This window comes from Rhizobium sp. LjRoot254 (assembly GCF_964254105.1).
Taxonomy (GTDB): domain Bacteria; phylum Pseudomonadota; class Alphaproteobacteria; order Rhizobiales; family Rhizobiaceae; genus Rhizobium_E.
The window spans coordinates 3,186,027-3,204,667 of record NZ_CAXUSM020000001.1; the positions used below are offsets into that span (position 1 = coordinate 3,186,027).

22 protein-coding genes and 2 tRNA genes are annotated in these 18,641 nt (G+C 60.7%); 10 read left to right on the forward strand and 14 right to left on the reverse strand.

Annotated elements, in window-relative coordinates; all coding sequences use genetic code 11:
- Window positions 1-92 precede the first annotated feature (92 nt).
- From ACSQ26_RS15725 to ACSQ26_RS15750, 6 genes are all read right to left on the reverse strand, one after another.
- Window positions 93-467: a hypothetical protein gene (locus ACSQ26_RS15725; RefSeq protein WP_436010370.1), complete on the reverse strand. Its 375-nt coding sequence runs from the start codon at window positions 465-467 to the stop codon at window positions 93-95.
- Between the two features lie 70 nt (window positions 468-537).
- Entirely contained in the window at window positions 538-1,719 is a 1,182-nt protein-coding gene (locus ACSQ26_RS15730) for an MFS transporter (protein ID WP_436010372.1), read from the reverse strand.
- 204 nt (window positions 1,720-1,923) lie between these two features.
- Window positions 1,924-2,844 carry a hypothetical protein gene (locus tag ACSQ26_RS15735; protein ID WP_436010374.1) on the reverse strand — a complete coding sequence of 307 codons (921 nt, stop codon included), beginning with the start codon at window positions 2,842-2,844 and terminating at the stop codon, window positions 1,924-1,926.
- Window positions 2,845-2,970: 126 nt separating this feature from the next.
- Window positions 2,971-3,043: transfer RNA gene (locus ACSQ26_RS15740), tRNA-Gln, on the reverse strand.
- A gap of 90 nt (window positions 3,044-3,133) precedes the next feature.
- Window positions 3,134-3,616 (reverse strand): class I SAM-dependent methyltransferase, encoded by a 483-nt coding sequence (locus ACSQ26_RS15745; protein ID WP_436010376.1) that lies wholly within the window; start codon window positions 3,614-3,616, stop codon window positions 3,134-3,136.
- A 156-nt stretch (window positions 3,617-3,772) separates the two neighbouring features.
- A tRNA-Gln gene (locus ACSQ26_RS15750) sits at window positions 3,773-3,846 on the reverse strand.
- 266 nt (window positions 3,847-4,112) lie between these two features.
- Between ACSQ26_RS15750 and ACSQ26_RS15755 the strand changes: the two genes are divergently transcribed.
- The 5 genes from ACSQ26_RS15755 (at window position 4,113) to ACSQ26_RS15775 (ending at window position 7,431) form a co-directional block, all read left to right on the forward strand.
- On the forward strand, window positions 4,113-4,409 hold the full coding sequence (locus ACSQ26_RS15755; protein ID WP_436010378.1) for a cupin: 297 nt from the start codon (window positions 4,113-4,115) through the stop codon (window positions 4,407-4,409).
- An 8-nt stretch (window positions 4,410-4,417) separates the two neighbouring features.
- On the forward strand, window positions 4,418-5,317 hold the full coding sequence (locus tag ACSQ26_RS15760; RefSeq protein ID WP_436015292.1) for an MBL fold metallo-hydrolase: 900 nt from the start codon (window positions 4,418-4,420) through the stop codon (window positions 5,315-5,317).
- A 235-nt stretch (window positions 5,318-5,552) separates the two neighbouring features.
- Window positions 5,553-5,810 (forward strand): hypothetical protein, encoded by a 258-nt coding sequence (locus tag ACSQ26_RS15765; protein WP_436010380.1) that lies wholly within the window; start codon window positions 5,553-5,555, stop codon window positions 5,808-5,810.
- Between the two features lie 46 nt (window positions 5,811-5,856).
- Window positions 5,857-6,153 (forward strand): hypothetical protein, encoded by a 297-nt coding sequence (locus ACSQ26_RS15770; RefSeq protein WP_436010382.1) that lies wholly within the window; start codon window positions 5,857-5,859, stop codon window positions 6,151-6,153.
- A gap of 48 nt (window positions 6,154-6,201) precedes the next feature.
- The gene (locus ACSQ26_RS15775) at window positions 6,202-7,431 is read left to right on the forward strand and encodes a glycosyltransferase family 2 protein (RefSeq protein WP_436010384.1); all 1,230 of its coding nucleotides are present in this window, start codon (window positions 6,202-6,204) and stop codon (window positions 7,429-7,431) included.
- Here ACSQ26_RS15775 and ACSQ26_RS15780 read toward each other — a convergent pair.
- From ACSQ26_RS15780 to ACSQ26_RS15795, 4 genes are read right to left on the reverse strand one after another with little or no spacing between them, the layout of a single operon-like run.
- Window positions 7,428-8,330, reverse strand: a complete 903-nt coding sequence (locus ACSQ26_RS15780) for a DUF1499 domain-containing protein (protein WP_436010386.1) — start codon at window positions 8,328-8,330, stop codon at window positions 7,428-7,430. The two genes, ACSQ26_RS15775 and ACSQ26_RS15780, sit on opposite strands and share 4 nt — an antisense overlap.
- The gene (locus ACSQ26_RS15785; protein ID WP_436010388.1) at window positions 8,314-10,575 is read right to left on the reverse strand and encodes an O-linked N-acetylglucosamine transferase family protein; all 2,262 of its coding nucleotides are present in this window, start codon (window positions 10,573-10,575) and stop codon (window positions 8,314-8,316) included. Before ACSQ26_RS15785 ends, ACSQ26_RS15780 begins: the two co-directional genes overlap by 17 nt.
- Entirely contained in the window at window positions 10,575-10,865 is a 291-nt protein-coding gene (locus ACSQ26_RS15790) for a helix-turn-helix domain-containing protein (RefSeq protein ID WP_436010390.1), read from the reverse strand. Before ACSQ26_RS15790 ends, ACSQ26_RS15785 begins: the two co-directional genes overlap by 1 nt.
- On the reverse strand, window positions 10,855-11,211 hold the full coding sequence (locus ACSQ26_RS15795; protein WP_436010392.1) for a type II toxin-antitoxin system RelE/ParE family toxin: 357 nt from the start codon (window positions 11,209-11,211) through the stop codon (window positions 10,855-10,857). The genes ACSQ26_RS15790 and ACSQ26_RS15795 overlap by 11 nt, the downstream gene beginning before the upstream one ends.
- 156 nt (window positions 11,212-11,367) lie before the next feature.
- Between ACSQ26_RS15795 and ACSQ26_RS15800 the strand changes: the two genes are divergently transcribed.
- Window positions 11,368-11,778 carry a hypothetical protein gene (locus tag ACSQ26_RS15800; protein ID WP_436010394.1) on the forward strand — a complete coding sequence of 137 codons (411 nt, stop codon included), beginning with the start codon at window positions 11,368-11,370 and terminating at the stop codon, window positions 11,776-11,778.
- A gap of 25 nt (window positions 11,779-11,803) precedes the next feature.
- Here the strand turns inward: ACSQ26_RS15800 and ACSQ26_RS15805 are convergent, their stop codons facing one another.
- Window positions 11,804-12,532: an SDR family oxidoreductase gene (locus ACSQ26_RS15805; protein ID WP_436010396.1), complete on the reverse strand. Its 729-nt coding sequence runs from the start codon at window positions 12,530-12,532 to the stop codon at window positions 11,804-11,806.
- A gap of 156 nt (window positions 12,533-12,688) precedes the next feature.
- On the opposite strand from ACSQ26_RS15805, the gene ACSQ26_RS15810 reads away from it, so the two are divergent.
- From ACSQ26_RS15810 to ACSQ26_RS15825, 4 genes are all read left to right on the forward strand, one after another.
- The gene (locus ACSQ26_RS15810; protein ID WP_436010398.1) at window positions 12,689-13,618 is read left to right on the forward strand and encodes an AraC family transcriptional regulator N-terminal domain-containing protein; all 930 of its coding nucleotides are present in this window, start codon (window positions 12,689-12,691) and stop codon (window positions 13,616-13,618) included.
- A gap of 100 nt (window positions 13,619-13,718) precedes the next feature.
- The gene (locus ACSQ26_RS15815; RefSeq protein ID WP_436010400.1) at window positions 13,719-14,633 is read left to right on the forward strand and encodes a DMT family transporter; all 915 of its coding nucleotides are present in this window, start codon (window positions 13,719-13,721) and stop codon (window positions 14,631-14,633) included.
- 48 nt (window positions 14,634-14,681) lie between these two features.
- Window positions 14,682-15,056 (forward strand): type II toxin-antitoxin system RelE/ParE family toxin, encoded by a 375-nt coding sequence (locus ACSQ26_RS15820; protein ID WP_436010402.1) that lies wholly within the window; start codon window positions 14,682-14,684, stop codon window positions 15,054-15,056.
- Window positions 15,053-15,352, forward strand: coding sequence for a helix-turn-helix domain-containing protein (locus ACSQ26_RS15825; protein WP_436010404.1), 300 nt, complete (start codon window positions 15,053-15,055; stop codon window positions 15,350-15,352). The genes ACSQ26_RS15820 and ACSQ26_RS15825 overlap by 4 nt, the downstream gene beginning before the upstream one ends.
- Before the next feature lie 4 nt (window positions 15,353-15,356).
- Here the strand turns inward: ACSQ26_RS15825 and ACSQ26_RS15830 are convergent, their stop codons facing one another.
- The 3 genes from ACSQ26_RS15830 to ppdK all read right to left on the reverse strand — a co-directional run bounded on the left by ACSQ26_RS15830 (window position 15,357) and on the right by ppdK (window position 18,612).
- The gene (locus ACSQ26_RS15830) at window positions 15,357-15,683 is read right to left on the reverse strand and encodes a type II toxin-antitoxin system HicB family antitoxin (protein WP_436010406.1); all 327 of its coding nucleotides are present in this window, start codon (window positions 15,681-15,683) and stop codon (window positions 15,357-15,359) included.
- Window positions 15,680-15,862, reverse strand: coding sequence for a type II toxin-antitoxin system HicA family toxin (locus ACSQ26_RS15835; protein WP_436010408.1), 183 nt, complete (start codon window positions 15,860-15,862; stop codon window positions 15,680-15,682). The genes ACSQ26_RS15830 and ACSQ26_RS15835 overlap by 4 nt, the downstream gene beginning before the upstream one ends.
- A gap of 77 nt (window positions 15,863-15,939) precedes the next feature.
- Window positions 15,940-18,612, reverse strand: coding sequence for a pyruvate, phosphate dikinase (gene ppdK, locus ACSQ26_RS15840; protein ID WP_436010410.1), 2,673 nt, complete (start codon window positions 18,610-18,612; stop codon window positions 15,940-15,942).
- Window positions 18,613-18,641: the final 29 nt, after the last annotated feature.

An 18,641-nucleotide genomic window follows, 5' to 3' on the forward strand; every position in this document is an offset into this window, starting at 1 on the left:
GAAACTCGAAAATACACTTCAAATAGCAGCCCTATTTGCGAGCAAAGCCCGGCGTATTTTGCCGGGCCACTCTTCATTGATCTGACGTTGACCTATCTGAGGAAGATCACCAGATTGCCGTTGAACGCCTGTTGTATGGCGACGACGTTTCTGAGCTGGACGCTGCGGGCTCGCAGTGCCGATGCAAGCGCGCGATTTTGGATCACGGCATGCTGCAGCGCCTGTACGAGGTCGGGATAGGCATCGACCCAGGCATAGATGCGTTCGCGCTCCTCGCTGATGCGTCCGCCCAGTGCGTCGATGCGCTTGACGGTGAAGCGTTGGCCGCTCCAGTCGAGGATGGCCTGTTCGGGGAAATAGCGGCTGTTGCTGAGCCCTTGGGCATAACCCGCCAACGGAGCGACAGCGATCGTGCCCGTCACCGCGACGAGACCCAGAAGTGCTGCTGCGGTCAATCTGTTCAACATGGAAATTTCCTTTCATGCTGGAGCAACGCCGCGCCCGCTCAAACCGAACGCGTCGATAGGCTCGCGGTGATCATATCAAGGCCGGATGCGGGGGCACGGCTGCGCTGCGGTGTTCGCGCGCGGCTGAGAGAATGGCAATCAGGCAGCCCAATGCAAGTGTTACAGCCCCCAGCACGGGCAAACTGCGATAACCATATCCACCCTCGAGCAGAACCGCTCCCACGACTGCTGCAATGGCAATGCCGATATTGAACCCCGATGGAATGAGCGAGGAAGCCAGACTTGGCGCATCGGCGGTCCACATCAGAATACGGGCCTGAATCGGGGTGCCGATCGCGAAATTCAGAGCACCCCAAACGAAAATCGTCGCGGCCATCGGCACGGGATAGGGGCTGACCAGATAAAGGGTGACGCTCACCGCGGCCTGGATTGCAAGCATCACGATGAGCGATGGCATCAGCTTCCAGTCCGACAGCCGGCCACCGATGAAAACACCCAGTGTCGCTCCGACGCCATTGAGCAGGAGTATCCAGGGAATAACCATGGCATCAAGGCCCGTCACTTCCCGCAAGAGAGGCGTGATGTAGGTGAAAGGCACCATTTGCCCGATCATCAGAGCAAGCATGAGGATGAGAGAGGTCCAAACCTGCTGGCGGCCAAGCACGCGCACTTCACGCCCCAGATGACCCGAATGCTGAGTCTCGGATTTCGTTTGCGGGATCAGCGTCCATATGGCGACCAATGCCAGGACGCCGACCAAAGCCATTGCCCAAAATGTGGCTCGCCATCCCCAAAGCCCACCGATCGCCGCGCCGGCAGGTACGCCGATGATGTTCGAGACCGTCAAGCCAGCGAGAATCACGGACACTGCGCGACCTCGAAACGCCTGCGGAACGAGGCTGACCGCAACGACCATCGCAATGCCGAAATACGCACCATGGGCGACCGCAGTGGCAACGCGGAAAGCAAGCATGGTGGCAAAACTGGGCGCGAGCGCGCAGGCGATCTGCCCCAGGCAGAAGGCGATCGTAAGGGCTATGAGAATGGCACGTCGAGAAACGCTTCGTGTCGCCATGGTCAACAGCGGCCCGCCGACCGCAATACCCAGCGCGTAACCAGAGACCAGATAGCCGGCGAATGGAATGGAAACACCCAATCCGACTGCCACTTCCGGCAGAATGCCCGCGATGACAAACTCGGTCGTGCCGAACGCAAACGCAGCCAGAAACAATGCGAACAAGGGTAAGGGCAATTCCAGCTCCTGATATAGAGATATAATGATCTCTTTATATCATGCTTCGCAGGCTAACAAGGGTGAGTGGTGGTGCGAGGCGACCGTACGGCGACGGCCATAAGGTCGCGATCTTCGCCTCTCCGGCAAGGGGAGGCGCTGGCCAAGGAGCTCGGCGGCATCGGCTTAAGCGGCTCCAACCAGTCCAATAACGACCTCCGGCGGCTAGTATCCACAGGCCGAGGGAGGAATGGTTACCAGGTCCGCCTCAGTCCCGTCGGGCCGAAGAAACTGATGCTCGATCGTCGCCCCAGCTTCAATGTAGCCATGAAGTGAAATGCAGTTTGATCGTGTAAGCGTCTGGCGATAAGCCCCTGAAAGATTGTCCGGACTACCAGTAAATTCATAGATGTATCGCAGGTGAGTGCCAGTCGCTTGAACCTGCCTAAGGGTCATTTCGTTGTCGATGCGTATCGGCTTCGCCGTTGACGCGTCCTTCGCCAAGATCACGTCAAGACCCTGCGAAACGATAAGCATTTTTAGACCCAGATCCTTGAAGGAGGGGTCCATCGCAGCTTGGTGCGCTAGACGTTCCACTTCCATTACACTGAGCGCTTGAATAAATCCGCTAGAGAAAAAAAGAGCGATGCCTAGCATCGTTCCCAAGAAACTGACTATAGGCCCCGCCCAACGCGTTTCGGCCCTTTCGACCGGCTCTACGAATAGCAATACCAAGTTCAGCAATGGAACCATGCCTAGCCAGGCGGCCTTGCCGCTGCCATAGCCGTTGACAGACCGCGCATGCGCAAGTGCCCCAAGCACGTGGCCGCCCAAAACTGCGCCAAGGAAAACAAGAAGTGTAAGTAACCAAAGCATTCCGTTCGCCATTGCCTTGTAGGTCAGGAGCCAAGCGAATGAGAAGGTTGATACAACCAGTATAGTTGCAGTCGCGAGAATGAAGTAGGGTACTCTCCTTATGGACCAGCTTCTGTTTCGATACGCCACCAGTGCCATGATGAAACCCGCTGCTGTGAGCGAAATAACAATCGTCTTTTGCCAGACTGCGACCAGCATGAGATATCGAATTGCAAGCTCTTCCAAATTGGCCCCCATGAATACGCGCCTCGATGCAATGGCAAATTGCATGCGGAGTCGCAAGTAGAAATAGCGAACCAGCAAAGGCTCGGCTTTGCGGTGAACCGTCAGGTACGAAACGCCGTGCTAAGCGAGGTACGCAGACACTTACAAAGCATCGATTTCAATGGATAAAAAGATTGGGGCCTGGATTCGAACCAGGGATGGCGGTACCAAAAATCACTGCCTTACCGCTTGGCTACGCCCCAACTGATGTGCCGGGAAAACTCCACCATCCCGGCGCGGTACAGGCCGCCTCATTGCAGGACGCGTCCTGCCCGCAATCTTGCGACACGCCCCACTATGTTCTGCGATAGAAGTAGCAGTGTCCGTCAACCACCCCCGAAGGCAGGGGTAGCGGTTGAAGCATATCATGCTCCAACGGAAGGCCACTGGCGGCAAGACCGCCTCGAGCAAGCACAGCGACAATTGAATCCGGAAGCCAGGTCAGGGTCAAAGCGTCGGTATCGGCAAAGAACGTGCCGATATCGACATGCGCGAGCGTAGCGTCCGCTCCAGCAAATTGCCTGATGGTTTCGCTGATCTCACCGAGAACCATGTCTTCTTCCGAAGGCGCCGACGCTGGATGCGTGTGTGCCGACCGATCGAATACGACTATTCTTTGCGTGGTGAACTTCTCGCGAAGGTGGTCGTATGTCCGCCCATTTCCCAGGCCCACTTCCAGAATAAGGCCATCCATGGGAACCCAGCCGTTGTCCGCGATGTGATTGAGAACATCGCGTTGCGCCTGCATGCGCATAATGAAACTGTCCAGACGACTCATATGGCTATGCACCATCCATTGTTGATGAGGGTTGATAGCATGCCTGCACAACCTGTGGACCGGGAAATTATCCATCGCGAAGCTTGCCGGAAAACAGTTCCGGTTGCTCACGGGTAAAGATTTTTATCTTATTGACAATATTGATAAATATAGACCTGGCTGGGGCGCCTGGATTCGAACCAGGGATGGCGGTACCAAAAACCACTGCCTTACCGCTTGGCTACGCCCCAACTGATGTGCCGGGAAAATCAACCATCCCGGCGCGGTACAGGCCGCCTCATAGCAAATGCGTTTTGACCAAGCAACGGCTATCGCAGAAAAAGCGGCAGGGACGTACGGCAGGCCCGTCCGCCGTTACGCTGTGTGGCCGCTTGTGATCCGCGCACGGCCGGCGGCCCTATCTTTTCCATCACGGGCCGCAATGCCGTCACAAGAATTTGTGACTTTACCCTACACGCCAAAGCCCTAAAGTCCAGGTCACGATTTGGAGTGCCACATGCCCGGTTTCAAAGCCCGCCCGCCTGCCGAACCCACCATTCTCCTCGATGATGCCGTTGTGCGCGTGACGCGCTGGGATTTCGTGCCCGGCGCCGATACCGGCCACCATGTGCATGGCATGGGCTATGTCGTGGTGCCGATGACCGACTGCAAGTTCCTGCTGGAGGAAGAGGCGGGCGAGCGCCGGGTCGATATGGCCAGGGGCCAGGTCTATCGCCGCGAGGCCGGCGTGGCGCATAATGTCGTCAATGGGGGGACCGACTTCATGTCCTTCATCGAGATCGAATACAAGTGAGCGAAGAGCTGGAATTTTCTTTGGATTTTACCCCTGCCCATGGCGAGGCCGTGCCGGTAGCGCCGCTTGTCGAACGTATCACCGCGCCGAATGCCAGCCCGTTTACCTTCCACGGCACCAATACCTATATCGTCGGCGGAAAATCGGTCTGCGTGATCGATCCCGGCCCTGACAACCCCGCTCATTGGCAGGCGCTGATGAAGGCGCTGAGAGGCCGCAAGGTCACCCATATCGCGGTCAGCCATACCCATACCGATCATTCGCCGTTGGCCAGGAAGCTCAAGGAAATGACCGGCGCCAGGACGGTCGCCGAAGGGCCGCACCGCCCTGCCCGGCCGCTGTTTCACGGCGAGGTCAATCCTTTCGCCGAGAGTTCCGACATGGATTTCCGACCTGATATCAAGGTCATGCATGGTGACAGGATTTCCGGCGACGGCTGGGTGTTGGAGACGCTCCTGACCCCCGGCCACTGCGCCAACCATGCCGCCTTCGCGCTTGATGGCACCGGAATTGTCTTCTCGGCCGATCATGTCATGGCGTGGTCGACCTCGATCGTGGCGCCGCCGGATGGCTCGATGGCGGACTATATGGCATCACTCGACATGCTGCTTGCGCGCGACGACCGGATCTATTTCCCCGGTCATGGCGGCCCGGTCGAGGATCCGCCCGCCTTCGTCAGGGCCCTGCGCGCCCACAGGCGCATGCGCGAACGCACCATTCTCCAACGGATCCGGAGCGGTGACCGCAAGATCGCCGACATGGTGGCGGCGATATATCGCAGTACCGATCCGAAGCTACATGGCGCGGCAGCACTTTCCGTGCTCGCTCATATCGAGGATCTTTCGGCGCGCGGCGAGATACTCTCGGCCGGGCCGCCGTCGCTGGACGGAGAATATGAGGCGGCCTGAGATCTTGGGACGGCCTGCGTGATCTCGCGGCAGCCGCCTGACGTCAATCAGCAGCCCGACCCCGTTCTTAAGTTAACGGCAGTCGCGTCCTGCGGGTCTTCTGACAGACTGGAGGGGGTTCGTCCACCCAGCGTTACAACGGCTGGCCATGCGGCAATACACTCTTGCACATCTTCAGCCGATGTTGCTGATAGCTCGGACGACATGAACCATCCTTGGAGATAGGAGTTAGACGATGATCCGGCGGCTTCCAGAACCGGTTCTTGCACTGATTGGATTGGCATTTTCTCTATGGTGCGGTTATGTTTCAGTGCGAGCCATAAAAACCGACATCATCTGGTTGTTTGATAAGTTCAGTGGCGGATGGCTTCCGCTCCATAGATATCACAATCCTGTCGGTTACTGGGGTCTGCTAGGTATTTTCGTCTTTGGAACTGTCTTTTTCGCCACAGCGTTCGTCCTGTGGGTCGTTAAATTGCTTCGTGACGAATGACATCGCGTGCTCTTGATTGCGCCATCTTGCGGTGAAGGGATTCGGAATGCTCTTTTACAAGACGGCTTATGTCTTGGCCGTGTTCCTGGCCGGAATGGGCAGCGTTGTGGCGTCCCTCTTCTATCCCGGCGATGAGCTCGTCATGATCTCGCTGGGCAATGTCGCGCACGCGGTGTTGACCTTTCCACTGGGCATCATCGCGGCCGTGACCGGCTCGGTCGGCATTTATACCGGCTTTGCGACACCTGCCGAAGTCCTGTTCGCGATGACGCCGGTCCATGCAGTGCTGGGATATCTCCAATGGTGGCGGCTGTTTCCGTGGCTCTATCGAAACCGTCTATAGAAGCCATCAAGCCTCGCGAAAGACCTCTCCGCTAAGTCTGGGCGGGTCATGACCGTGCCCACCCTTTCCATCTGCGTGCCCTCGCGCAACCGTCAGCGCTATTTCAAGGAGACGGTTCGTTTTCTCCTCGAAAACCCGCGCCCGGACGTGGAATTCGTGCTGGCCGATAATTCCGACGACCCTGAGATCATGGACGGGTTCATATCCGGTGTTTCCGACACCAGGGTGAAATACCTGCCCGCCGGTCCACGCGTTTATTCGATGCAGGAGAACTGGGAGCGGACGGTGGCGGCATCGACCGGCGCCTGGGTCAGCGTGATCGGCGATGATGATTTGATCGATCCCGACCTGGTCGATGCGCTCGATATCGCCCGGGCCCTGAAACCCGGGCTGGAGGCCTTCGCATGGTCGAACCTGAAATACGACTGGGTCACGCCGGAAAAGCGGCCGGGCAATGTGCAGGTGCCGCTGGAAGCGACCTTCCATGACATGCCGCAGCAGTTGATCTTCCGCCGCGCCTATCGCTGGGACGATGCCGGCGTGACGCTGACCTGCGGTTTCTCGGTCTACCACTCCGCGATCTCGCGTGATCTGCTCGAACGGGTGAAGGCGCGCTTCGGCGGCCGTTATTTCGAGCATCCGACGATCGATTACGACAATGCCCTGAAGAATGCGGCGCTCGGAAAAAGCTTCGTCTATTGTCGCCGGCCGTTCTCGATCTTCGGCACCTGTCCGGAAAGCAATACGGCGGCGGCGTGGAACCCGAAACTGTTCAGCGAGGCGATCGAACGCTTCAAGTCGGAGATCGGCCGCGACCACGATCGCGATCCCTGGATGAAGGATTTCCCCTTCCATAATATGCTCGGCATGCCGGCCAGCGTCGCCCAGGTGCAGCAGTTCATGCGCGTGAAACACGGCATCGGCCTGCCGGGCTGGGAGCCGAACTTTGCCCGCGCATGCGCCGCCTATTGCAACAAGTTCGACGAGCGGGCCGATTTCGACCTGATCGCAGAGGGCTTCCGCGATGCATTTTCCGGTTGGAAGGGGGCCAAATTCCTCCAATATTTTCAGCCGGAATTCGCGGTGCGACGCGAGGGCGGAGTCTATACCGGGCTGCTCGGCAGCGATCTCTATGTCGAAGACAATGTCGGCGGCGCGGGCTCGCCGACCGGATTTTACCGGGCGATCAATGGCTTGCTCGAACGGCCTGCCAATTTGATTCCGGAACTGCGCACGGCGACCAAGGATTCCACGGTGATCTCCCGGCTTGCGGCCTAATCGCCCGCGATGCCGAGCAATTCGGCATCGAGCGCCCTGAGATATTTCTCGATGAAAGCAACGCCTGAACCGAGATCGTGATCGCCATAGCGCGATGCGACCCGGACATCGACCAGCGTGGTTTCCGTTTCTTCGTGCAGCCTGATCAGCACATCCTGGCGGAAGCCGAAGACGAGGGTACGTTTTTCGCCCTGGATCGAGGGTTCGCCCCGCGGCAGGGCGTTTTCATCCACGCCGAAGTTTTCGGGGCGCGGCAGGGGAACCGGTACATCGAGTGCATCGGGCACCACGTCATCGGTCTTTGCCTGTTGGTCGGCGGGCAGTTCCTGCAGCGCCAATTCAGGCGCGCCGCGCTCGAACTTGATCGCAAGGCCCTGATCCATCGCCACCTTGCGCGCTGCCGTGTAGACGCGGTCGAGCGCGCCTTCGTAACGGCGGCCGGTCAGGTCGCGCCATTTGGCGAGTTGCGCCTGGCGATCGGCGGCGCTGACCGGCTTGCGCGGGCCGAGCCAGGATGTGTCCTCGGGCGGTGCTTCGATCCATTGCGGCGGGTTGGCGAGATCGGTCGAGGCATCGTAGATATGCGGCAGGTTGAGGTAATTGAACCCCGCGATGCAGAAGCACGAAAGCGGCAGGATGGAAAAGAAGAGTGCGGTGGTGGCCGCCTTGCCGCCGCGCGCGCCCTTGAACCAGAGTGCAGCGATGCCGATCAGCGCCATATAGACCGCCAGCGCCGCGATGACACCCGCGGCCACCGCCACGGCCAGGAAGGACGGCGTGTCGAACGGGCCGAAGCGGTGCAGGCCCCAGGCGGCGACGAACATGAGGAAGGCGAAGACGGCGAGCCTGCGGGAGAGGAAAGCTGCCCGCGACACGGGGCGCTCAAAGCGGACGGTCATGCATGCCTCTTTGGCCCGGATTCTCGATCATGCCGAGATACGCTGCTTCCAGATTGCGGGCAATGGCGGCTGTGGAAAAGAGCGCGCAGGACGGGATGTTTTCCGTGAGCCGCTGCTTCAGCGCCGCAGAACCGCCCTCGGTCGAGGCGATGGCGACGGCCCGGTCGATGTAATCCGCAACGCTTTCTGTCACCAGATCGGGCATACCCGCCGCGGTGACGATACTGGCGCCGACGCGTCTGGCGAACGTATCGCCGCGCAAAGTGAGCACCGGCAGCCCGGCCCACAGCGCGTCGCTGGCCGTGGTATGGGCACCATAGGCGAATGTGTCGAGAAACAGGTCGGCCAGCCGGTGGCGGGCGAGATGTTTCGCCTTCGGCAGCCGGTCGGCAAAGATCAGCCGCGAGGGATCGAGCCCGCGTTTTTTGGCTTCCGCCGCGATGTTCTCGGCGGCTGCGGCATCGGTGCGGAACAGCCAGAGCACCGATTGCGGCACCCGGTTCAGGATCGCGACCCAGCCATCCAGCACAGCGGCATCGATCTTGTAGTTCATCGAGAAGGAGCAGAAAACGAAGGCATCATCGGGCAGGCCGAATTCCGCCCGCGTCACGGGTGCAGGATCGATCGGCGCTTGGTCGTCGTTGGCCTGGTAGCAATCCGGCAGGCGGATGACTTTCTCGCTGAAATCGACCTCTGAACCGAGGGGCGCGACAACAGGGTCGGCGATGACGAAATCCATGAAGGGCGAGCCCATCGTGCCAGGATAGCCGAGATAATTGACCTGCACCGGGGCGACGCGGAGGGCCAGCACCTCGGGCCGCGCATGCGCCGTATAACCGGCGAGATCGACGACGATATCGAGCTCCGCCTCGCGCATCAGCCGTGCGGACGCCGCGATGTCGAGCTCCCTCATGTCCTCGAAGCGATCGGAGGCCGCGACGATGCGCTTGCGATAGGCGCTCTCGTCATCCGGACCGAGCGACCAGCTGGAAATCTCGAAGCGCGTGCGATCGTGGTTTTCGATGACACCGGCCATCAGTTGCGCGATCGGATGCTCGCGGAAATCCGGGGAGAGATAGCCGATGCGGACTCGGCCGCCTGCCGGCTTCGAGACCGGCACATGGTCGCCGGCTTCGGCGGCCCAAGCCGCAGCCTTCTTCATGGTCTGCCGTCCATGCGCTTCGGCGGCGCGCAATTGCGTCGCGCCATCGACCATCAGGCTCAGCAGGCCGAAGGGCGGCGGGCCATCGTCCATGTTGTCGACGAACGCCGGGGCCATGACCAGTTGCCGCAAGGTCTCTACCTGAACGTCGATGCCATCCCAATCGCAGAGCTTGCGGCAGATCGAGATGAGCGCCGAGAGCGTCCTGGCGCTGGTGGGGCGCAATGCATGGCAACGGGAAATGGCATCACGCGCGCCGGTGAGATCACCGGTCTTCTCCCTCGCATTGCCGAGATTGAACCAGGCGTCCGCGAGATTCGGTCGCGTTTTCGTCGCCTGCTCGTAGAGCGCCAGCGCTTCTTTATGCTGCCCGCGCTCCTCGACCAACGTGCCAAGATTGTTGGCGGCATCACCATTGGCGGGGTCCAGGGCCAGCGCCTTGCGGAATGCCGCCTCGGCCTCATCCCGCTGCCTCAGATCCATCAGTATCCGACCAATGCTGGCTCGAAAACCGCTGTGCCCCGGAAAGCGCTCGGCCGCCTCGCGCGACGCCGCCAGCGCCGCCTGGACATCACCGGACTTGTGCAACGCCGATGCCAGCCCCTGCCATGCCTGCGCGAGTTGCGGCGCGAGCACTGTCACTTCACGGTATTCGCGCGCGGCGGCGGCATGATCACCGGCTTCGTTGAACGCATGCGCCAGATTGTTGCGCGCCTCGCCGAATGCCGGGGCAAGCTTCACAGCCCTCTGAAGCGCGGCGATTCCCTCGGCGACCTTGCCCGACTGGCAGAGCGCAACACCGAGATGATTGAGGATCGCAACATTGGCAGGCGCCAGCATGACTGCCTTTTTGAGCGCCTCGATGCCAGCGGCAAGGTTTCCGGCCTGCAAATGGCAGACCCCAAGCATATGCGCCGCCTCAGGATTGGCCCGCGCCAGTGCCACAGCCTTCTCGACGATCGGCAACGCCTCGGCCGCTTTGCCTGCGGAGAGCAACCGGCCTGCCTGATCGAGCAACGACCGCAAGGGCGGCGGCACAACAGCGCCCTGCCTGAGCGGCGGCACTCCTCGGTTTTTTGCCATCAAACGAGTTCCAAGCGGAGATCCCGCCCCAGTACCCGAGCGGCGCGCATCAATGTTTCCAGCGTCGCGCTATTGTTCTCCGGATCCAGGAGGCGATCGACCTGCGAGCGGCTGGTCCGCATCATCTCCGCCATCCGGCTCTTGCTGATGCCCTTTGCTTTCATCTCCTGGGAAATCTGAAAGGCGATGACCTCCTTGATGCCGAAGGATGTCGCGTCCTCCAGCAAGCCTTTCTCGTCGAGCCAGCTTTCGAAGGAGGAGCCGATATGAGCGTTGTCGTCATTTGTCATTCTTCAATGCCTTCAGTCGTTCCAATGCGAGTTGCAGTTCCGCCTTCGGTGTCGCCTGCGTCTTCTTGATAAAGGCAGAAAGTGCAATCAGCTTTCCCTGCCGGAACGTGATGACCACCCGCGCCTCACGGCGCGAAGGCAATGATGATCGAACCTCCCATAAGCCACTTCCAAGCGATCGGCAGATTGGCATTCCGATCGGCCAGCCATATTGCAGCTTTGCCAGATCCCGCCCGACCACCCTTTGGTCGTCGCGCGGGAGTTCGTTCAGCCAGTCCCTGACCGGCTCGTTGCCGGATGAAGATCGCCAGAAAAGCAGCGGAATGCGTTCGAGTTCATTGCCCATTTGTACCATTTTTGGTTCGGAACGCAATGGCGTTATGGCACAACCAACCATGCGATGAATCGCCCTGTCAACGCGCCAAATCGGGGGCGCCGCAATTTCGCCAATCTTTCCAATGACTCTTCCCCCGCGCGGGGGCGTTGAGCAGGAGTTTTTGTTATGCAGACAACACCCGAGAACCAGGCAATTGTCCCTTCAACAGCCAAGGGCACGCTTTCGGCTGGCAAATCGACACCGGTCGAATTCATCGAACTGGGCCTCGGCCTCGAAATGCTGCTCGAAACCCATCCTGTCTTTGCCGATGCCATCAAGGCCGCGCTGATGCCGCTCGACGGTGAATTCCTGTTTGAACTGCCGCATGGCGACAAGCCGGACGGCAAGGGTCGCGTCGCAGCGATCCGGCTCGCCTATGCGGGCGCCGAAGAGCAAAGTCTCGCCTTCGTGGTCCTCGCCGATGACGGCGTCGAAACATCGGTGCAACTCGCCGACGGCCAGCCCGAGCATCTCACCAGCTTTGCCGAAGCCTTCGTCGATGTGCTTCAGCAGTTGGAGAAGATCGGCGCGCATTGACGCGCCGAACCTCAGTTTCAGAACCTTACCAACCCAGCTTGCCGTTGTGATTGAGGAAGGCGGCGGTGACGCCGTTCATCTTGTTGTTGGCGAGCGCAATGGGAATTTCCGCCGCCTGTGCCACGCTGCGATAGCCTTGTCCGCCATTCATATCAGTGGCCGTAAAGCCTGGATCGACGGCGTTGACCTTGATGCCATGCGGCTCGAGCGCCTTGGCAAACGAGATCGTGGCGGCATTGAGCGCCGTCTTCGAACTGTTGTAACCCAGCGCATTGACGCCATGGAACTCGCTGCCGCTATCGAGCAAGGATGAGATCGAGCCGAGTTCGCTGCTGATCATCACGACCTGTGCACCCGATGCCGCCTTGAGCAGGGGGACGAAGGCCTGTGTTACGCGGATCGGCCCGAAGACATTCACCTCGTAGACCTGTTTCACATTGGCGATCGGCTCTTCATCGGGGGCGTAATCGAAGCCCTCGGCGATGCCGGCATTGTTGACCAGCACGTCGAGCTTGCCGGTCTGGGTGGCTAGCGATTTCGCGGCCTCCGCAACGCTCGCATCGTCGGTCACGTCGAGCGGCAACACATGCACCTTGTGGCCCTTGGCCCGAAGCTTTGCCGCGGCCTCCTCGCCACGCTTCTCGTCGCGGCTGCCAAGCCAGACTTCGTGACCTGATTCAGCCAGCTGTCGCGCGATTTCGTGGCCGATGCCCCTGTTGGCGCCGGTAACCAAAGCTGTTTTCGTCGTCGTCATTGTCCATACTCCTGTTGAAGACGAAGCGGAAAATGGTGTGTGACGGCGGCGGGGCGTGAGCCGGATCGTGGCGGATTCCTGCCCAATCCTGTCAAATCTTCGCCCAAGAATCGGGTGGCGCTTGACTGCTAAAACTGCGATTGCCATGTGATGGTGATGCAAGACACGATCACGGAAATGCGCCAGCTGGCGCTCGCCCATTCGAAAAGCCGCGAAACGGAAACAACGATTCCGCGCGTCGCCATTTCCCGCTGCGACCACTGCGAGGCCACGACCGGTCCGATGCCCGCCTTCTGCGAGCCGATGATCTGCCTGATCCTGCAAGGCGCCAAATGCATCCTGATCGGCGACCGGGCGCTGCATTACGAGCAACCGAGTTACTTTATCTCCACGATCGACGTACCGGCGACAGGCGAAATCTATCGTGCCGGGCCTGACCGGCCCTATCTTTCGATCACGCTGAAGTTCGACGCAACTGTTATCTCCGACGTCCTGCTCAGCATGAAAGACAATGTACCTCCAGCATCAACCGATCCCGGCTCCGGCTTCGGCCTTGCGCCCGTGACGCCTGATTTGCTCGATTCATGGCTGAGGCTGCTGCGCCTGCTCGACTCGCCGAAAGACATTGCCGTGCTCGGGCCGCTGATCGAGCGCGAGATCATCTATCGCCTCCTCGGTGGGCCCTGCGGCGGCATGCTGCGCCAGCTCGCCACCGGCGACAGCCGACTCGGCCAGGTGCGCTGCGCGATCGGCTGGATTCGCGACAATCTGGCCCAACCCTTCCAGGTCGAGGATCTCGCCGCCCGCGCCGGCATGAGCGCCTCAGCCTTCCATCGCCATTTCAAGGCGGTGACGGCGTTGAGCCCGGTCCAGTACCAGAAGCGGCTGCGTTTGCACGTGGCGCGGCGCCGGCTGATTGCCGAAGCGGGCGATGTGGCGCGGGTTGCCTTTTCCGTCGGCTATGAAAGCGCCACGCAGTTCGGCCGCGAATACGCAAGGGAGTTCGGCATCTCGCCTGCGCGTGATGCGGCAAGGCTGCGGAGACTGGATGCGGGGGATGGCGCGGAAATGGCGCAGGTCGCCTGAACGGCGACAGTGCCAATTCCTCGCCCGCCGGGCTTGCATTGCCTGATGTGACCGCTATGGAAGGCACTGCATTTTCCTCCCAGGTCCCTCCGATCAAGCAATGTCCCCACTCTCAGAAGTCTCTTCTCAAGGCCGTTCCACGTTCCTCATCAGCATGCTCGCCTTGCTCGGCGCGGCACTCGCCATGAGCATATCGCCGAGCCTGGTGCGCTTTGCCGATGTCGGACCGCTTTCAAGCGCCTTCTGGCGCGTGTTTCTGGCCGTGCCCGTTCTCTGGATCTGGATGCGGGCGGAGGAGAGCCAGCCGGGGCAATGCAAGGGCAAGAGCTGGTCTCTGCCAATCCTGCTGACGGGGTTGTTCTTTGCCGGAGACCTGCTTCTCTGGCACCTCGCCATCATGAAGACCAGCATTGCCAACGCCACCTTCTTCGCCACAATGGCGCCGATCTGGGTGGTCATTTTCGGCTGGCTGGTCCTGAAGCAAAGGGTCTCGCACTCGACACTCGTGGGGCTCGGCCTTTGCCTGGTCGGCGGCACCACGCTGATCTCCCAGAGCCTCGGCCTCGACGCTGCCCGCGCGGTCGGCGATGCGCTGGCGATCGGCACCGGCGTGTTCTTCGGCCTCTATTTCCTCGCCGTCGGCGCTGCGCGCAAGGATACGGGTGCGGCCCGCGTGACCTTCGAGATGAGCCTGATCACCATCGCGATCCTGCTTGTCGCGGCGCTGGTGGTCGAAGGCAATATCATGCCGCATTCGGCCAAGGGCTGGGGCGTGCTGCTGGCACTCGCGCTGGTCAGCCATGCCGGAGGACAGGGCCTGCTCTCCGTCGCACTCGGCCGGCTGCCGACGGTGTTTTCGTCGCTGGTGATTTTCCTCGAAGCCGTCGCGGCGGCGGGTTTTGCCTGGGTGCTGCAGAACGAGCCTGTGTCGGTGCTGCAGGCTATCGGGGGTGCGATTATCCTTGGCGGGATATGGATAGCGCGGCCGAGAACCGAGGAAACGCAAGCGCTCTGACAGCCATTCCGGTTGACTTTGTGCGTAAATTACCTACATAGTCTCTGCATGCAAACCGTGTGCGAGCTCCATAGTTTCCGGAAGGCAGCGCTCGCATCGGGCATGTCAGATCATGATGTTGCCGACCTCGTGAGCTATCTTTCTCAGAATCCCGAGGCCGGCGAGGAAATGCAGGGCACGGGTGGCTGCAGAAAATTACGCTTTGCCATTCGCGGCAATAACAAGGGCAAAAGCGGTGGCGTCCGTGTGATTACTTTCTTCAGCGGAGTCGACCTTCCCGTGTTTCTGCTGACGGTGTTCGGCAAAAGTCAGAAGGTCAATCTCGACAAGGCCGAGAGAAATGGACTGAAGATAATCACGGAGCAGATCGTGCAAACATATTCGCGACGCGTCGAACGATTGAAGCCCGGAGCAAAAACATGACCAAAACCGTTTTTGATCAGATCAGTGAAGGGCTGAACGAGGCGCTATCCGTCGCCCGCGACGAGGCGGCGCCATACAAGCTGCATGTTCCCGCAGAGCTGGATGTAAAGGCGATCAGAACCAAGACCGGCATGACGCAGAAGGATTTTGCCTCCGCCTTCGGGTTCGGGCTCGATCAGGTCAAGCAATGGGAGCAAGGCAGGGTGCGGCCGGTTCAGGCACTGCGCGCGTATCTGCTGTTGATCGATGACGATCCGGATGGTTTGCTGAATACGCTCAGGCGCGTGCACGCCTGATTTCTCAAGACGCCAGTTTCTCCTCGACGGCGGACTGAACCCAACTGTTGAGTGAAACACCCTCTTCCGCAGCATTCATAGCTGCACGCTTGTGCAGTTCCGGGCCAACCCTAACATTGAATGTGCCCTTGAAGGGCTTCGTCGGCTCTCGTCCGAGTTCAGTACAATCGTCAAGACAGGCATCGACCAGTTCCTGCATGGCTTTTTGAGCATTCGACGCCGAGTCGCATTCGGCGATCAGCAAATCGTCAATATGCAGGACTTTCACATAGAGCGTGCCGTCGTTATATTCGACGGAGGCCTGATAACCCTTGTAGGGAATCGTCTTCATATAAGTCCTCGCTCGACCAGCAGCGTCCTGATCTGCCTGACCATATATTCCTTGATCTCGTTGCCGGGATGCGGCTCGTGCAGTCTGATCACATGGCCTGTTGCCTCGTGCACGAACCGGCGCCGGCTTCCGCCAGCCGTCGATGTTTCGTCGTAACCGAGGCCTGCCAGCAATCGCACCAGATCCTTGTACGGAAATGGGCCACGGCATTGCTTGAGCGATTCAAATAGATTTGCAACTATTTTTCAGTTGCAAACTATCTGTCTCTTCCCACCCTAATCGTCGCCTGTGCCGCCGCGAGCTTGGCAATCGGCACGCGAAACGGTGAGCACGACACATAATCCAGCCCCGATTCCTCGCAAAATGCGATCGAACTCGGGTCGCCGCCATGCTCGCCGCAGATGCCGAGCTTGAGGCCCGGCCTGGTGCGGCGGCCGCGTTCGGCGGCGATCTTGATCAGTTCGCCGACGCCGTCGAAATCGAGGTTGACGAAGGGGTCGCGCTCGATGATGCCCTTCTGGATATAGGTCGGCAGGAAGGCCGAGGCGTCGTCGCGCGACATGCCGAACGTGGTCTGGGTCAGGTCGTTGGTGCCGTAGGAGAAGAACTCGGCGACCTCGGCGATAACGTGGGCGCGGAGGGCCGCGCGCGGCAACTCGATCATCGTGCCGACGAGGTATTCGATCACCATGCCGGTTTCGGCCATCACCGCCGTGGCGACCTCGTCGATGCGGGCCTTGACGTAATCGAGCTCCGTCTTGAGGCCGACGACCGGCACCATGATTTCGGGCACCACAGCCGCACCCGTCTTGAGCGCGGCCTCGACGGCGGCCTCGAAGATGGCGCGGGCCTGCATTTCAACGATTTCGGGATGCGAGATATGCAGCCGGCAGCCGCGATGGCCGAGCATCGGGTTGAACTCATGCAGCGCATCGATACGTTCGCGGAAAGTGGTCGGGTCCATGCCGATGCGCCTGGCGACCTCGTCGATCTCGTCGTCGGCCTTTGGCAGGAATTCATGCAGCGGCGGGTCGAGCAGCCGGATGGTCACCGGCGTGCCGTGCATGATCTCGAACAGTTCGACAAAGTCGGCGCGCTGCATCGGCAGAAGCTTGGCGAGTGCCGTGCGCCGATCCTCTACATTGTCCGCAACGATCATTTCGCGCATCACGTCGATGCGGTCGCCCTCGAAAAACATGTGCTCGGTGCGGCAAAGGCCGATGCCTTCGGCGCCGAAGGAGCGGGCGGCGCGGGCGTCGGATGGCGTCTCGGCATTGGTGCGCACCCGCATGCGGCGAATCTTGTCGGCCCAGCCCATGATCCGCTCGAAATCGCGCGAAAGCTCGGGCTGCAGCATGGGCTGCGCGCCCTTCAGCACATGACCCGACGAGCCGTCGATCGAGATGATGTCGCCTTCGCTGAGCTTCATGCCCTTGGTGACGAGTTCGCGGTTGCGCATGTCGACACGCAGCGCGCCGGCGCCGCAGACGCAGGGCAGGCCCATGCCGCGGGCGACCACGGCCGCATGGCTGGTCATGCCGCCGCGGGTGGTGAGAATGCCCTGGGCGGCGTGCATGCCGTGGATATCCTCGGGGCTGGTCTCGGTGCGGACGAGAATGACCTTGCGGCCCTCTTTCTTGGCTGCGATCGCGCCTTCCGAGGTGAAGACGATCTCGCCGGTCGCCGCCCCCGGTGAGGCCGGCAGGCCTTGGCCGATGATATCGCGGCGGGCGTTCGGATCGATCGTCGGGTGCAGGAGTTGGTCGAGGCTCGCCGGATCGATGCGATCGACGGCCTCGGGCTCGCTGATCAGCTTTTCCTCGACCATATCGACGGCGATCCGGAGTGCGGCCCGCGCAGTGCGCTTGCCCGTCCGAACCTGCAGCATCCAGAGCTTGCCGCGCTCGATGGTGAATTCGAGATCGAGCATGTCCTTGTAATGCGCTTCGAGCCGGTTGCAGACGGCCATGAACTCGGCGAAGGCCTCGGGCATCAGCTTTTCGAGCGACGGCTTGTCGGAGCCGGTCTCTATGCGGGCGGCTTCGGTGATGCTCTGCGGCGTGCGGATGCCGGCCACGACATCCTCGCCCTGGGCATTGACCAGGAATTCGCCATAGAGTTCGCGGACGCCCGTTGACGGATTGCGGGTGAAGGCGACGCCGGTGGCCGACGAATTGCCGAGATTGCCGAACACCATGGCCTGGATGCTGACCGCCGTGCCCCAATCCGACGGAATGTTGTGCATGGCGCGGAAGGCGACGGCGCGCGGATTGCTCCAGCTCGAAAAAATCGCGCCGATCGCGCCCCAGAGCTGGGTCATCGGATCCTCGGGAAAGCTTGTGCCCGCCTCTTCCGCCAGCATGTCCTTGTAACGGCCGACCAGCCCCTGCCATTCCTCGGCGGTCACATCAGGATCGAGTTCGCGGCCGAGCCGGGCCTTCTCGTCCTCAAGGATTTCCTCGAACACATCCTGGCCGAGGCCCATCACCACGCCACCATACATTTCGATGAAGCGGCGGTAGGAATCCCAGGCAAAGCGCGCATCGCCGGTATCCTCGGCGAGCGCCGCGACAGTCTCGTCGTTGAGGCCGAGATTGAGCACCGTGTCCATCATCCCGGGCATCGAGACGCGGCTGCCGGAGCGCACCGAGAGCAGGAGCGGCGCGGATTTGCCACCGAACTTGCGGCCGGTCAAATCCTCGAGCTTGCCGAGAGCCTCGACCACGGCGCCCTTGAGGCCATCGGGGAACGACTTGTTGTGCTGGAAGTAATGCGTACAAGCCTCGGTGACGATGGTCAGGCCGGGCGGCACGGGCAGGCCGAGACTGCTCATCTCGGCAAGGTTCGCGCCCTTGCCGCCGAGCTTCTCATAGAGGTCGGCGCGCCCTTCGGCCTTGCCACCCCCGAATGCATAGACCCATCTGGTCATTCCGGCCTCTCTCCCCGCACGGAATTATG